Genomic DNA, 14,782 nt, shown 5'->3' on the forward strand with positions numbered 1-14,782 from the left:
GTTCAATCGCGCTGGGGCAGGATCACGTCGCTCAGGCCGCGCACGATCTTGGCCAGTTCCAGGCACTCGTCGTGACGCAGGCTGTTGCGCCGCCAGGCCAGACACACGCTGCGCGAGGGCACGGGCTCCATGAAGGGCACGACCTTCAGGTCGCGAATGCCCCGCGCGGCACTCATCGCCATTTCGGGAATGAGCGTGACGCCCAGCCCGTGCGCCACCATCTGCAATAGCGTCGTCAGGCTGGTTGCGCCGTAGCTGGCCATGGCCACAGGCTTGACGGAGTGGCACACCGCCAGCGCCTGCTCGCGCATGCAGTGGCCTTCCTCCAGCAGCATCAGCCGCTCCAGCGCCGGGCTGTCGGGCGCAACCGGCGGCGCGGCAAAGCCGGGATCGTCCTGCGAGACGGCGAGAAAGAAGCGGTCGCGGAACAATTCGTCGGCGACCAGCCCCGGATAATCAAGCGGCAAAGCGGCGATGAAGCCGTCCAGGCGTCCCGCTGCCGTTTCCTCGGCCAACGTTGCCGTCACCGCCTCGCGCAATTCCAGCACGAGTGCCGGAAAGCGTTCCTTCAGGACGGGCAACACATGGGGCAGCAGGTAGGGCGCGATCGTCGGAATGATGCCGAGTCGGAACCGGCCCTCCATTGCCGAGCGGCCTCGGCGGGCGATGCTCTCCACATCGCGTATGCCGATCAGGATCGCCTCGATGCGCGGCCGCAGCATGTGCGCTTCCTCGGTCATGCGCACCATCTTGCCGCCGCGCTCGAACAGTTGGCAGCCGAGCTTCTCTTCCATTTCCGCGATCTGGGCCGAAAGCGCAGGCTGCGTTACGCCGGCCAGTTCGGCGGCGCGGCCGAAATGCAGCGTCTGCGCTAGGGCGTCGAAATACTGCATCTGGCGTACGGTAAGTGTTATCATAGGGAAATGTTATCGATCTGAGTAGAAAAGGCAATTTGTTTTTATGGATCGCGCGGCCTAGTCTGGAAGTGTTCCAGACTGTGGTTCGCGCGGCGAGCCGCCCAAGGACAGAAATCGATCAAACCTTGCTTGATAAGGAGGCTGACGCGATGACCAAGCCCACAATGACCACTTCCGCCGGGGCGCCCATTCCGGACAACCAGAACTCGATCACCGCCGGCGAACGCGGCCCGGTGCTGCTGCAGGACTACCAGCTCATCGAGAAGCTGGCGCACCAGAACCGCGAGCGCATTCCGGAGCGCCCGGTTCATGCCAAGGGCTGGGGCGCGCATGGCGTCCTCAAGATCACCGGCGACATCTCGAAATACACCAAGGCCAAGGTGCTTCAGCCCGGCGCCGAGACGCCGATGATCGCGCGTTTCTCCACCGTCGCCGGCGAGCAGGGGGCAGCCGATGCCGAGCGCGACGTGCGCGGCTTTGCGCTGAAATTCTACACCGAGGACGGCAACTGGGACCTGGTCGGCAACAACACGCCGGTCTTCTTCGTGCGCGATCCGGTCAAGTTCCCGGACTTCATCCACACGCAGAAGCGCCACCCCAAGACCAATCTGCGTTCGCCCACGGCCATGTGGGACTTCTGGTCGCTGAGCCCCGAAAGCCTGCATCAGGTGACAATCCTGATGTCGGATCGCGGACTGCCGACCGACGTGCGCCACATCAATGGCTACGGCTCCCACACCTATTCGCTGTGGAACGATGCCGGCGAGCGCTACTGGGTGAAGTTCCACTTCAAGACCATGCAGGGCCACAAGCACTGGACCAACGAGGAAGCCGAGAAGGTCATCGGCAAGACGCGCGAGTCGACGCAGGAAGACCTGTACAATGCGCTCGAGCGTGGCGAATTCCCCAGGTGGAAGGTCCAGGTCCAGATCATGCCCGAACTGGATGCGGAAAAGACCCCGTATAATCCGTTCGACCTGACCAAGGTCTGGCCGCATGCCGACTATCCGCCGATCGACATCGGCATCATGGAACTGAACCGCAATCCGGAGAACTATTTCGCCGAGATCGAGAACGCGGCCTTCTCGCCGTCGAACATCGTGCCGGGCATCAGCTTCTCGCCCGACAAGATGCTGCAGGCGCGCATCTTCTCCTATGCCGACGCTCATCGTCACCGTCTCGGCACCCATTACGAGACGATCCCGGTCAACCGGCCGAAGAAGGAGGTCCACCACTACCATCGCGATGGACAGATGAACACGTTCGGCGGCATCAAGACCGGCAATCCGGATGCCTATTACGAGCCGAATTCCTTCGGCGGTCCGGTCGAGCAGCCCTCCGCCAAGGAGCCGCCGCTGAAGATCTCCGGCGATGCCGACCGCTACAACCACCGCATCGGCAACGACGACTACAGCCAGCCGCGCGCTCTCTTCAACCTGTTCGACGAGGGCCAGAAGAACCGGCTGTTCTCCAACATCGCCGCGGCGATGAAGGGCGTGCCGGAGTTCATCGTCGAGCGCCAGCTCGCGCATTTCGACAAGGTCCATCCGGACTATGGCAACGGCGTGCGCCGCGCGCTGTCGGCCGCCGACGGCAAGGAGCGGCCGGCGATCTCGGTGACGGAAAAGACCCCGCAGGAAGCCGCCGAATAGGGCAGGCTGAATCCGGTTTCGGAAAAGGACAGGCGCGGAGCGTTCCGGCCTGTCTTCTTTTCATCCGAAAATGTAATTTGCCGCCGACGGCGAGTGCCGCTATCAATTGCGATTGAAATTTGAATTGTCGGTTGTGCGCAAAGCTTCGTTCCAGGTCCTCAGGGCGAAGAGCTTGCCAAGTGATAGTGCGAATACCAGGGGGAATTCGGTTCAAACCAGCAGATCGGCGGGGCTTTCATGTACGTTGCTGATAGGTGCTACGTGTTCGCAAGGGCGGCTTGCAACCGCACGGCATTGTTGGCGGCAGTCGTAGTCTGCTTTGCCAGCGGCCCCGCACTCGCTGACGAGCTTTCGTCGCAGCATGCGCAAGAGAAGGCCCCCGCGGCCGCCCCCAAGCCGTGGACGTTCAGCTTGGAGCTCAGCCCTGAAATCTACGCGATCAACAATGGCAGCAATCACGCGGGGAGCCTGAACAATATCTACTACAAGGCGGGCCTGTCATATCGGTTCGAGGAAGGCTTCCTCGGCGGTGTCTCGTTTCAACATTCGATCAAGGCCAGCGGCGGCTCGCAGTATTACGCGGAGGCGACGGTCGGCTACAGATGGAAGCTGACCGATGACTTTTCGCTGACGCCCAGCGGCGGCGCCGGCTACACCTGGCAGCAAACCGGCATCATCCAGGGCGCGGACACCAACGCCGACATCGGCTACTACGTCATCTATCTCGCCGGCGACCTGAAAATGACGCCCAAGCTGACCTGGAACGCCTTCAATCTTCGCTATCGCAACGGTTTCGATGCAACCTGGGTGACCCCCAAGGTGTCCACCGGCCTCACCTACGAGGTGAACAGCTCCAAATCGCTGTTCATGAATGTCGGCTATGCCTGGAAAAAGCTAGCCACGAACACCCCGCCCTACGACGAGCTTTCCGGGGACAAGATCAACCTGGCGGTCGGCTTCAAGCACTCGTTTTGAGGCTTGGGCGCAAGGCACGGGATGCTTCGGCGCGGCTGCGGAACTGGCTGTTCAGCCGCGCACTGCGAGCCGAGCAGTCAGTGGCAGGTTTTTACTCTTTCCATCACCACCTGACCGTGCCGATGGCGCCTCACCGTGCGATAGGAGCACGGGCGGTCCATACGGTGCGGGCTGTGCATGCGATGGGCGGGCGGCAAGGGGCGGCTCGTCGTGGTTTCCGTGGCGGTGGCGGCGTGGGCGGGCAGGCCGTAGGAAAGCGCAGCCGCTGCGGTGATGATCGAGGCAAGCAGGAGGGTCTTCATGTGCGTGTTCCTGTGTGATCGGCACTTCGCTCAGTGGCGAAGCGTAAGAACCGGCGCAGGCAGCAGCCGGTCCTGTTGCAGTTGAAGAAGTCTACGTCTCAGCGGGGGAGCCGAGGTGTGCGCCGGCCTCAACGGCAAACCCGTGTTTTCTCATACCAGACCCGGCCGTTGCGATAATGCTTGACCGATTTGGTGTAGCAGCGCGGTCCAGCGTGATAGTGGCGGCCATAGGTGGTTACGGTTGCTGCGGCTTGAGCGGGAGCCCCAAACGACATCGCTGATGTAGCGATGAGGATGGCAGCGACGAGCAGGTTCTTCATGTTCGTGGCCTAGCTGTTGGTTGGGCTGATACTTTCAACGGAAGCCTCATTCAGGGCTGCATGCCTCGCCGTCGGACCGCTGAACCAGCGGTGCCCGAGTATCGGCTCAGATTTTCGTTGTTGGGAGCGCCCCGGCCGGCAGGCACCGGTCGAGACAGTTCGAACTTGGTTTACGGGCAGACGCGCACTCTTTCGACCCACCACCTGCCGTAACGGTGGTGGCGTATCGTCTCGAAATGGCAATACCGGTGCCAGCGATTGGGCCCATAGTAACGCCCGTAGTAACGGTGGCGCCATCCGGGATAGACATATTGCACGTTGCTGATCGTTGCGCCCGTCGCCTGGGCCGAGGTACCAAACGGGAGGGCAGCTGTTACGGCAATAATGGAGGCAAGGACAAGGTTTTTCATTTTGCGCCTCGATCGGCTAAACAAGCGATACAATTCGCGGGCGTGGCGGGCCGTTCCGAGTTCACGGAATGTTTAGGTTTGAGCCCACAGCGGACGCCTGATTATTTTGATGCGGCGCTTGTGCACGCCGCTCACGGGCGCTAGTCAGGCCCTTCCTCGGGTAAGCCGAAATAGGGATCACCAGACATGCGACTTGGCGGAAGGTTGGCCGCGGCCATCGAAGTGCTCGACGAGATTGAGCGGAGGCAGCGGCCGGCTGCGGATGCGCTGAAGGATTGGGGGCTGGCCCACCGCTTCGCCGGAGCAGGGGATCGTGCCGCGATCGGCAACATCGTCTACGACGGTCTTCGCCGCAAACGCTCGGCCGGCTGGCTGCTCGGGGACGATACGGCGCGCGCCGTGGCCTTCGGCGCCGTCCTTCTGGAAACTCACCAGACCCCGGAGGCACTCAACGCCACCCTGGACGGCGACAAGTTCGCGCCGCCGCTTCTGGATGCGGGCGAACTGGCTGCAATAGCCACGCGCGATCTGGCCCAGGCGCCCGATGTGGTTCGTGCCGACTGCCCGGACTGGTGCGCGCCTCTGCTGCAGGGCGCTTTTGGCGAGGAATGGATTGCGGAAGGCGCAGCACTTGCACGTCGGCCGCCGCTCGACCTTCGCGTCAACACGCTCAAGGCCCGGCGCGACCAGGTGCTCAAGGAACTGGCCGAAATGGACGCCGCTCCATCTGCGCTGGCTGCCGATGGCATACGCATCGCCCCCAACGAAAACGGCCGTCATCCCAACGTGCAGTCGGAGCCCGCCTTTCACCAGGGCTGGTTCGAGGTCCAGGACGAAGGCTCCCAGATCGCCGCCGAATTGGCCGGTGCGGCGCCGGGCATGCAGGTCCTGGACTATTGTGCCGGCGCCGGGGGCAAGACGCTTGCCCTCTCGGCGGCCATGGAAAACCGCGGCCAGATCTTTGCACACGATGCCGAAAAGGGGCGTCTGGCGCCTATCTACGAGCGCCTACGCCGGTCGGATTGCCGCAATGTGCAGGTGGTCACCAAGGCGGCCGAAATCGACGCCTTGCGGGACAAGATGGACATCGTGCTGATCGATGCGCCCTGCACCGGCAGCGGTACCTGGCGCCGGCGGCCCGACGCCAAATGGCGGCTGACGCAAAAGCAGCTCGACGTGCGCCGCGCCGAACAGGCCACAATCCTCGACACGGTAAAGGACGCGGTGAAGCCGGGCGGCTTGCTCGTCTATGTCACCTGTTCCGTTTTCGAGAGCGAGAACCGCGACCAGATCGATGCATTTCTGCAGCGGGAGGAGGGGTTCGCACCCGTCGACCATTCCGAACTGTGGGACCACCATTTCGCCGGCAAAACCGAATGCGCTCGCATTGATCGCGCTCGCGGCATCCTGATGTCGCCTGCGCGCAGCAATACGGACGGCTTCTTCTTCGCCGCGCTTCGCCGGGCAGGCTAGGCGGCGCTTTCGAGCTCTTGATTCCCGCGCGCTTCGCCGGAACAATTGCGCGACGAAACGGAGGGCTGAAGGATGCGTGCCTACCTGGCTCTGGCACTGTTTCTTGTCGTCGTCCTGGGTGGTGGAACGGCGATCGGCCTCGCCACGCTGCCGGGCGAGTGGTACGCAGGCTTGGCCAAGCCTTCATTCAATCCGCCGAACTGGGTTTTCGCCCCGGTCTGGTCGACGCTTTACGTCCTTATCGCCGTTGCCGGCTGGCGCAGCTGGATGAGAGCCCCATCTGGGCCGCCCATGCAGGCTTGGGCCGTACAGCTTGCGCTCAATTTTCTTTGGTCGCCTATATTCTTCGGCGGCCACATGATTGGAGCCGCGTTCGTCGTCATCGCCGCACTGCTGGCCTCCATTCTCGCCTTCATCAAGCTGAGCTGGCCGCGCGACCGGGTGGCGGCCTGGCTGTTCGTTCCATATGCGCTGTGGGTTGCCTTCGCGGCCTTGCTCAACGGGGCGCTTTGGTGGCTCAATTGATTGCGGGCCTGGCTTTGTTGCGCCGCAGCATTACCGATTGCCGAGGGCGCGGGCGTTTGCGATAAATTGCGCACAAGCAGCAAGGCGCGGATGATGGTCGAACGCATTGAACCCTCACCGAATTTCGAGGAGCGGGTGAGGGCATCCTTCGCCCGCCAGCAAGCCATGGCCACGATAGGCGCGGCACTGACCCTGGTGCGCCCGGGCACGGTAGAAATCGAGATGCCCTATTCCGACGCGCTGACCCAGCAGCATGGGTTCTTGCACGCAGGCATCATTTCAGCGGCGCTGGATTCGGCCTGCGGCTATGCCGCCTATTCCGTTATGCCGGAAGAGGCGTCGGTGCTGACGATCGAGTTCAAGGTCAATCTGCTGGCGCCGGGCAAGGGGGAGCGCTTCCTGTTCCGCGGTTCGGTCACCAAGCCTGGCCGCACCATCGTGGTGGCCGATGGCCAGGCCTATGCATTCGCGGCGGACGGTGAGGCCAGGCTCGTCGCCACCATGACCGGCACCATGATGGCGGTGCTGGGCCGCGACGGTATCGAGGGCTGAGCGATGGCACTCACCAGCATCGGCGGAAAACTCGTGCTGTTCGTGATGGCGGCGGAGGCCGAATACGGCCCGCACCTGCAAAAACTCTTTGTGCCCCTCATGACGGGCGTGGGACCGGTCGAGGCCGGCGTTATGCTGGGCGCGGAACTGGGCCGGCTGAAGGTCGAGGGCGCGCTGCCCGACCTGGTCGTGTCGCTGGGCTCGGCCGGCAGCCGCACACTGGAACAGGCGGAAATCTACCAGGCGGTTTCGGTATCCTATCGCGACATGGATGCCACCGCGCTTGGGTTCGCCAAGGGCGCGACGCCGTTTCTGGAGCTGCCCGTGACGGTGCCGCTGCCGCTGCGCATACCCGGCATTCCGCAGGCCACGCTTTCGACCGGCGCGGCTATCGTTTCGGGCGCCGCCTACGATGCGGTCGAGGCCGACATGGTCGACATGGAGACCTTTGCGGTGCTGCGCGCCTGCCAGTTGTTCGGCCTGCCGCTGATCGGGCTTCGGGGCATTTCAGACGGCGCCGCCGAGCTTCGGCATGTCGGCGACTGGACCGAATATCTTCACGTCATCGATGAGCGCCTGGCGCGGGCGGTGAACAGGCTTTCCGACGCCCTTTCGGAAGGCGTCTTGCGGTTTTGAACGCGCCTTCGATAAGAACGGGCTTCAAAACAGCCGGGATTTTCCCACACGGCTGTCGATGACGGGCGCCGCCCCATTGCTTCGACTCGCGGTTTTCTCTAAATGCTCGCCATGACAACCAGCCACCACCCCGACACCGTCCTTATCATCGACTTCGGCAGCCAGGTCACGCAGCTCATTGCGCGCCGCGTCCGAGAAGCTGGCGTTTACTCGGAAGTCGTTCCGTTCCAGTCTGCCGCGGCGGCGTTCGACGCAATCAAGCCCCGCGCGGTGATCCTTTCCGGCAGCCCGCATTCCACCATCGACATCGGCAGCCCGCGCGCGCCTGAGGCGATCTTCACCGCCGGCATCCCCGTCCTGGGCATCTGCTATGGCGAACAGACCATGTGCGCCCAACTCGGCGGCAAGGTCGAGGCCGGGCATCATCGCGAATTCGGCCGCGCCTTCCTCGAGATCGAGGACGAGTGCGCCCTGTTCGATGGTGTCTGGGCCAAGGGCACCCGCCACCAGGTGTGGATGAGCCACGGCGACCGGGTCACCGAAATCCCGGCGGGCTTCCGCGTGGTCGGCACCTCGGCCGGCGCGCCGTTTGCGGCAATTGCCGACGAGTCGCGAAAATTCTATGCCGTGCAGTTCCACCCCGAGGTGGTGCACACGCCCGACGGCGCCAAGCTGCTGGCCAACTTCGTCCACAAGATCGCCGGCATCACGGGCGACTGGACCATGCGCGCCTATCGCGAGCACGCAGTGCAGGCGATCCGGGAGCAGGTCGGCGACGGCAAGGTCATCTGCGCGCTTTCCGGCGGCGTCGATTCCTCGGTCGCGGCCCTTCTCATCCATGAGGCCGTCGGCGAGCAGCTCACCTGCATCCTCGTTGACCACGGCCTGATGCGCAAGAATGAGGCGGCCGACGTGGTTGCCATGTTCCGCGAGCACTACAACCTGCCGCTGATCCTGGTCGATGCCTCCGACCGCTTCATCTCGGCCCTTGAAGGCGAGACCGACCCGGAGAAGAAGCGCAAGACCATCGGCCGCCTGTTCATCGAGGTCTTCGAGGAAGAGGCCAAGAAGCTCGGCGGCGCCGACTTCCTTGCGCAGGGCACGCTCTATCCCGACGTCATCGAAAGCGTCTCCTTCACCGGCGGCCCGTCGGTGACGATCAAGTCGCACCACAATGTCGGCGGCCTGCCCGAGCGCATGCACATGAAGCTGGTCGAGCCGCTGCGCGAACTGTTCAAGGACGAGGTGCGGGTGCTGGGCAAGGAACTTGGTCTGCCCGAGCACTTCATCGGCCGCCATCCGTTCCCGGGACCGGGCCTCGCCATCCGCTGCCCCGGCGGCATCACGCGCGAGAAGTTGGAAATTCTGCGCGAAGCCGACGCGATCTATCTCGATGAGATCCGCAAGGCCGGTCTCTACGACGCCATATGGCAGGCTTTCGCGGTGCTTTTGCCGGTGCAGACGGTCGGCGTGATGGGCGACGGCCGCACCTACGAATTCGTCTGCGCGCTGCGCGCCGTGACCTCCATCGACGGCATGACCGCCGATTTCTACCACTACGACATGGAATTCCTCGGCCGCGCGGCGACTCGCATCATCAACGAGGTGCGCGGCATCAACCGCGTCGTCTACGACGTAACCTCCAAGCCGCCCGGCACGATCGAGTGGGAGTGATGCAAGCTCATCCGAGCGTATCCGAAGATGCGCTCGGATACGGAGTGATGGGCGGAAATAGACCTCGAGGACGATCGGCAGATCGTCCTTAGCTCGCCTGTGACGCGATCGAGCGGAAGCGCATGATGGCGAGGCCGAAGAATACACCGCCGATCAACGCGACCGCCAGGAACTCCCGCCAGACCACGTCGATCCCAGCGCCGCGATAGAGGATCGACTGCGCGAACGAAACGAAATGGGTCGAAGGCGAGATCTGCATAATTGTCGCCAGCCAATAGGGCATGCTCTCAAGCGGGGTATTGCTGCCCGACAGCATCATCATTGGCATATAGACCAGCATGTAGAGCAGGCCGAGTTGCGGCATGGAGCGCGCAACCGTGCCCAGGAAAATGCCGATGGCGGTCGCGAAGAACAGGTAGATCGCCACGCCGGACATGAATAGCGGCACGGAGCCGGCGATGGGTATCCTGAGCAGCGTGCGCACGACCAGCGTGAGCGACAGCCCCGCCGCGATGGTGATCACCAGCCCGTTTGCCCAGACTTTCGACATGGCGATCTCGAACGGCGTCAGTGGCATCACCAGCAGATGGTCCATGGTGCCGTGCTCGCGCTCGCGGATGATCGCCGCGCCGGAAAGCACGATGGCCAGCATGGTGACGTTGTTGATGATCGCCATGACGCTGGTGAACCATGCGGTGTTGATATTGGGATTGAACGCGATCCGCACATCGAGATTGACCGGCGACGGCGGCGCCCCTTCCGAATGCGAGAGGAAATCCTGGATCTCCTTCATGATGATCTGCTGCGCATAGCCGGATCCAAGCCCCGCCTGCACCATGGCCGTTGCGTCGACATTGACCTGTAGCGAAGGGTTTCGCCGGGCCAGCACGTCCCGCTCGAAATTAGGCGGAATGTCGATCACGAAAGTGTATCGGCCGCTGTTCATCAGCGGAACGACGTCGCGCTCGGCGATCGGCTGGGGCGGTTGGAAATAGGGCGGCAGGAACGCATGGACGATGCGTCGCGACAACTGGGACTGGTCCTCGTCCACGACACCGATGGAGGCATTGTGCAGTTCCTGCGAATAGCTCTGGGCCTGGCTCATGACGGCTATGGAGAACGCGTAGATGACGAGCCCCAGGAGCACGAAGTCATGGAAGAAGCTGCGCAACTCCTTGAGCCCCAGCCAGAAGATGTTCGACACCTTGCGCATCCCGGCCTCCTAGCGCTCCTGCTTGCGCAGCAGCAGCAGGCTGAGCGAGATGAGGACCGGCACGAAGATGGCGAGCACCAGAATGTTCATCTTCAAGTCGGAAAAGTTGAGCCCCTTGGTGAAGGTGCCGACGCTGATCGGCAGGAAATAGGTCATGGGGAATATGCGCCCCATGAAATATCCGAGGCCCGACAGCGACGAGACCGGCGTCATCATGCCCGCGAACTGGGTGGCCGGCAGGACGGTCAGGATGGCCGTGCCGAACAGCGCGGCGATCTGCGTGCGCGTGAAGGCGGAAATCAGCATTCCATAGGCGGTCGTGGCGCTGACATAGATCAAGACGCCCAATAGGAGTGTCGGAAAGCTGCCCTTGAGGGGGACCTGGAATACGAACAGCGCCATCAGGAACATCAGGCAGAAGTTGGCCATGGCGACGGCGATGTAGGGAAGCTGCTTGCCGACGAGGAACTCGATGCGCGTCACCGGGGTGACGTAAAGGTTGGTGATGGACCCCAGCTCCTTTTCGCGAACGATCGCCAGCGCCATCAGGATCGCGGGGAAAAGGGCCAGGAGCATGGATATGCTGGAGGGCACCATCGCGTAGATGCTGTTGAAGTCCTGATTGTACTTGAACCTGATCTCTATGTCGGGCGGCGGTCCGGTGGACGGAGCGGTCGTCTTGATTATCGGGTCGGTCAGATACAGCTGGTGCATGCCTTGCAGGTAGCCGCGGATCGTTTCCGCGCGATAAGGCATTGCGCCGTCCACCCAAGCACCGACCCAGGTTGGGCGTCCGCGCTTGATGTCCTTGCCGAAATCAGGAGGAATTTCGATGGCGGCCTTGATGTCCCCGCTCTTGAGACGCCTGTCGAGCTCGGCGTAGTTGGCCAGGGGCAGCTTTTCGACGAAATAGGTCGACCCCCTCAGTTCCTCGAGATAGGCGCGGCTCTCATGGCTCTGGTCCCGGTCGAGCACGGCAAAGGTGAGATTGTTGACGTCGGTCGAAATTCCGAAGCCGAACACCAGCATCAGCAGCGCGGTGCCGAAGAGGCTGAAGCCGAGCCGGATGGGATCGCGCAGCAGTTCCAGCGTCTCGCGGATCGTGTAGGCCAGCAGGCGCCGCAGGCTGAAACCCGTTTGCTCGGCAGGTGGCGAAGGCGCGGAGCCCTGCGGCGCGGCCGCGGCGCTGATTTCCCGACCGGCCGGCGCGACGGTGCCGGTCGCTTCCTCAAGGAAGCCGATGAAAGCGTCTTCGAGATTTGCCGCGTGGCGGGACCGGACAAGGCCTGCCGGGGTGTCCGTCGCCAGCACACGACCTGAATCCATGAGCGAAATCCGGTCGCATCGCTCCGCCTCGTTCATGAAGTGGGTGGACACGAAGATGGTCACGCCCTCGTTTCGTGAAAGCTCCACGAGCAGTTCCCAGAAGCGGTCGCGCGCCAGCGGATCGACGCCGGAGGTCGGCTCGTCGAGGATAAGCATCTCAGGCTCATGGACGATCGCGACGGCGAGCGACAGGCGCTGCCGTATCCCGAGCGGAAGCGAGGCTGCGAGCTGATCCTGATATTCATAGAGGCCGAAACGCGCGACCAGATCGGCTATTCGCTCCCTGGCCCGGCGGACCGGAAGATGGAAGAGCCGCGCGTGCAGGGTGAGGTTCTGGGCAACCGTCAGTTCGGCATAGAGCGAAAACGACTGCGACATATAGCCGACGCGGTAGCGTGAACTCATATCTCTGGCGTCGAGCGGTTTGCCGAACAGCAGCGCCTCGCCTTCGCTTGGGGGCAGCAGACCCGTCAGCATCTTCATGGTCGTGGTCTTGCCGCAGCCGTTCGAGCCCACGAATCCGAAGATTTCGCCGCGCTCGATGGTGAAGCTGACATGGTCGACCGCGGTGAAATCGCCGAAGCGGCATGTGAGGCCGCGCGCGGTGATCACCGGCTCGGCGTCGAACTTCCGGCGGGGCGGGATGTGCAGCGCGTGGTGACCGGCGCGCTGCTCTTCGGGCAGGAGCGCAATGAAGGCCTCCTCGACGGAAGTCACCCCGGTAACGGCCTTGAGTTCGGCGGGAGAGCCGGTGGCCAGCACTCTTCCATCGTTCATGGCCGCCAGCCAGTCGAAGCGCTCGGCCTCCTCCATGTAGGCCGTGGCCACCAGCACGCTCATGCCCTGGCGGCGCGAGCGCATGCGGTCGATCAGTTCCCAGAACTGGCGCCGCGACAGCGGGTCGACGCCGGTGGTCGGTTCGTCGAGGATCAGAAGGTCCGGATCGTGGATCAGCGAGCAGCAGAGCCCCAGCTTCTGCCGCATGCCCCCAGACAGCTTCTTTGCAGCGCGCTCCGAAAAGGGAGCGAGCCCGGTACTTTCCAGCAACTCGGCTATCCGCCAGTCCCGCTCGGAACGCGATTGGCCGAAGAGCCGTCCGAAGAACTCGATGTTCTCGCGAACGCTGAGGTCTGGGTAGAGATTCTTGCCGAGGCCTTGCGGCATGTAGGCGATGCGCGGGCAGACGGCGGCGCGATGCCTGGCGTCGGTCATGTCGCCGTCGAGCACGAAGACATTTCCGGACTGCACCTTGCGGGCGCCTGCCACGATGCTGAGCAGGGTCGACTTACCCACACCGTCCGGGCCGATGAACCCCGCCATGCATCCGGCTGGAAGATCGACCGTGACGTTGTCGAGCGCGACGACTCGGCCGTATTGCTGCGTCAGCGCTTCCAGACGTGCCACTGGCTGTTCGAGCCGGATCATTTCGGAACATTTCCCTGCAGCTGGGGCGGCCATGCAAGTTGCGGATCAAGCTTGACATAGGCGAGACCCGGCAGCCCGCTGCGCACCTGCTCGGCGTGTGCGCGCAGCAAATCGGGATCGATCTTGACCCGGACCCGAAACATGAGCTTGTCGCGCTCGCTCCGCGTCTCCACCGTCTTGGGCGTGAATTGGGCCTGGGTCGCGACGAAGGATACCTTGGCCGGTATGGCGATGGTCGGATAAGCGTCGAGCACGATACGGGAATCGTCGCCCACTTTCGCCCTGCCAGCCTCGGCGGTCGGCAGGTAGATGTCCATGTAGACATAGGAAATGTCCAGCATGGTGAAAACCTTGCCGCCGGCAGGAAGCACCTCGCCGATATTGGCGACGCGGTATTGTATGCGACCGTCGCGCGGTGCAACGAGCGTGTTGTCGGCAATGTTGACGGTGTAAAGCTCCACTTCGTGCGTGGCCGCATCGAGGGCTCTCTGGGCCTGGATGACCCTCGACTGTGCGGCAGTCAGGGCAGCCTTCGCGCCGTCGAGCTGCTGGCGGCGCTGATCGAGCAATTCGTTGGTGGCAAAACCTTTCCTCACCAGCGGCGCCGTACGATCGAGTTCCTGCTCGGCCAGTCGCACCTGGGTGGTCTGCTGAACGACGTTGGCGTTGGCCTCGTCAATGGCCCGCTGGGCCTGCTGAACGAGCGCCTGGGAGCGCTTCAGCGAGGCCTTCAGGTCTTGCGTGTCCATGCGGGCGACAACCTGCCCGGCCTTGACCATGTCTCCCTCGTCGGCGAGCATTTCGGCGATACGGCCGGCAAATTTGGTGTCGATGTCGATCTCGTCGGCTTCGATCCGGCCGTTGCCCCAGGCTATCCCGGCGGGCAACTGGGATTGGGAGTGCTGCCACCAGTAAAAGCCACCCCCGGCGCCGCCGGCTAAAATTGCCAGGATCAGCAGGATCCTGCGCCAACGCCGCCGTGGTCTCGCTTTCTGGATCGTTGCCGGGGGACGGGAGGCGGGCGGTGCCGGAAGCGCGGAAGGCGTCGGCTCGTGTGTCTCCGACGTCTTGAATTCCTCGGTTTCAGGCGCCGCCGGCTTGTTCTGGCCGGTTGCCTTGTCCTCTTGATGCATCTCGATCCCGCAAAACGCCGCCTTGATTTCAGGAGTGTCGCGGCGAGGCCAACGCTGCCTCGTCGAGCCAGTGGCCGGGGGTTCCGAACCGGCACCCGCGACCCTGCTTTAGTTGATCTAGAGCGAACTTTGCGCCTTGGCAGCCGCCCCGTCCAGTTCGCGGCGATGTGCGCGGCTCGTCTGGCCGGCTCAGAGACACCTAAATTTTTTCGGTGATGGAAGGCGTCCCGGTCTGGCGAGTTGACCTCG

At 63.3% G+C, this 14,782-nt stretch carries 13 protein-coding genes; 7 read left to right on the forward strand and 6 right to left on the reverse strand.

Annotated elements, in window-relative coordinates:
• Positions 1–2: 2 nt before the first annotated feature.
• Entirely contained in the window at positions 3–917 is a 915-nt protein-coding gene (locus ABLE86_RS06220) for a hydrogen peroxide-inducible genes activator (RefSeq protein WP_348778063.1), read from the reverse strand.
• A gap of 149 nt (positions 918–1,066) precedes the next feature.
• On the opposite strand from ABLE86_RS06220, the gene katA reads away from it, so the two are divergent.
• Together katA and ABLE86_RS06230 are read left to right on the forward strand one after the other, a co-directional pair.
• A complete protein-coding gene (gene katA / locus ABLE86_RS06225) occupies positions 1,067–2,569 on the forward strand; it encodes a catalase KatA (RefSeq protein WP_348778064.1) in 1,503 nt (500 codons plus the stop codon).
• A gap of 237 nt (positions 2,570–2,806) precedes the next feature.
• Positions 2,807–3,544, forward strand: a complete 738-nt coding sequence (locus ABLE86_RS06230) for a hypothetical protein (RefSeq protein WP_348778065.1) — start codon at positions 2,807–2,809, stop codon at positions 3,542–3,544.
• Between the two features lie 77 nt (positions 3,545–3,621).
• Here the strand turns inward: ABLE86_RS06230 and ABLE86_RS06235 are convergent, their stop codons facing one another.
• Entirely contained in the window at positions 3,622–3,846 is a 225-nt protein-coding gene (locus ABLE86_RS06235; RefSeq protein ID WP_348778066.1) for a hypothetical protein, read from the reverse strand.
• 128 nt (positions 3,847–3,974) lie between these two features.
• Positions 3,975–4,166, reverse strand: a complete 192-nt coding sequence (locus tag ABLE86_RS06240) for a hypothetical protein (RefSeq protein WP_348778067.1) — start codon at positions 4,164–4,166, stop codon at positions 3,975–3,977.
• A gap of 596 nt (positions 4,167–4,762) precedes the next feature.
• Between ABLE86_RS06240 and ABLE86_RS06245 the strand changes: the two genes are divergently transcribed.
• The 5 genes from ABLE86_RS06245 to guaA all read left to right on the forward strand — a co-directional run bounded on the left by ABLE86_RS06245 (position 4,763) and on the right by guaA (position 9,436).
• Positions 4,763–6,049: an RsmB/NOP family class I SAM-dependent RNA methyltransferase gene (locus ABLE86_RS06245; RefSeq protein ID WP_348778068.1), complete on the forward strand. Its 1,287-nt coding sequence runs from the start codon at positions 4,763–4,765 to the stop codon at positions 6,047–6,049.
• Positions 6,050–6,121: 72 nt separating this feature from the next.
• Positions 6,122–6,574, forward strand: a complete 453-nt coding sequence (locus ABLE86_RS06250; RefSeq protein ID WP_348778069.1) for a TspO/MBR family protein — start codon at positions 6,122–6,124, stop codon at positions 6,572–6,574.
• Between the two features lie 93 nt (positions 6,575–6,667).
• Positions 6,668–7,126, forward strand: a complete 459-nt coding sequence (locus ABLE86_RS06255; RefSeq protein WP_348778070.1) for a PaaI family thioesterase — start codon at positions 6,668–6,670, stop codon at positions 7,124–7,126.
• Between the two features lie 3 nt (positions 7,127–7,129).
• Positions 7,130–7,762 carry a 5'-methylthioadenosine/S-adenosylhomocysteine nucleosidase gene (locus ABLE86_RS06260; protein ID WP_348778071.1) on the forward strand — a complete coding sequence of 211 codons (633 nt, stop codon included), beginning with the start codon at positions 7,130–7,132 and terminating at the stop codon, positions 7,760–7,762.
• Between the two features lie 111 nt (positions 7,763–7,873).
• On the forward strand, positions 7,874–9,436 hold the full coding sequence (guaA, locus tag ABLE86_RS06265) for a glutamine-hydrolyzing GMP synthase (protein ID WP_348778581.1): 1,563 nt from the start codon (positions 7,874–7,876) through the stop codon (positions 9,434–9,436).
• 88 nt (positions 9,437–9,524) lie between these two features.
• On the opposite strand, the gene ABLE86_RS06270 is transcribed toward guaA, so the two are convergent.
• The 3 genes from ABLE86_RS06270 to ABLE86_RS06280 are packed head-to-tail and all read right to left on the reverse strand — an operon-like array spanning position 9,525 to position 14,533.
• A complete protein-coding gene (locus tag ABLE86_RS06270) occupies positions 9,525–10,649 on the reverse strand; it encodes an ABC transporter permease (protein ID WP_348778072.1) in 1,125 nt (374 codons plus the stop codon).
• A gap of 9 nt (positions 10,650–10,658) precedes the next feature.
• Complete coding sequence (rbbA, locus tag ABLE86_RS06275; RefSeq protein WP_348778073.1) at positions 10,659–13,400, reverse strand: ribosome-associated ATPase/putative transporter RbbA; 2,742 nt, start codon at positions 13,398–13,400, stop codon at positions 10,659–10,661.
• Positions 13,397–14,533, reverse strand: coding sequence for an HlyD family efflux transporter periplasmic adaptor subunit (locus ABLE86_RS06280; RefSeq protein WP_348778074.1), 1,137 nt, complete (start codon positions 14,531–14,533; stop codon positions 13,397–13,399). The genes rbbA and ABLE86_RS06280 overlap by 4 nt, the downstream gene beginning before the upstream one ends.
• Between the last annotated feature and the right edge of the window lie 249 nt (positions 14,534–14,782).

Origin of the sequence: Mesorhizobium sp. KR2-14 (assembly GCF_040049255.1) — a bacterium.
In the GTDB taxonomy this organism is placed as follows: Bacteria; Pseudomonadota; Alphaproteobacteria; order Rhizobiales; family Rhizobiaceae; genus Pseudaminobacter.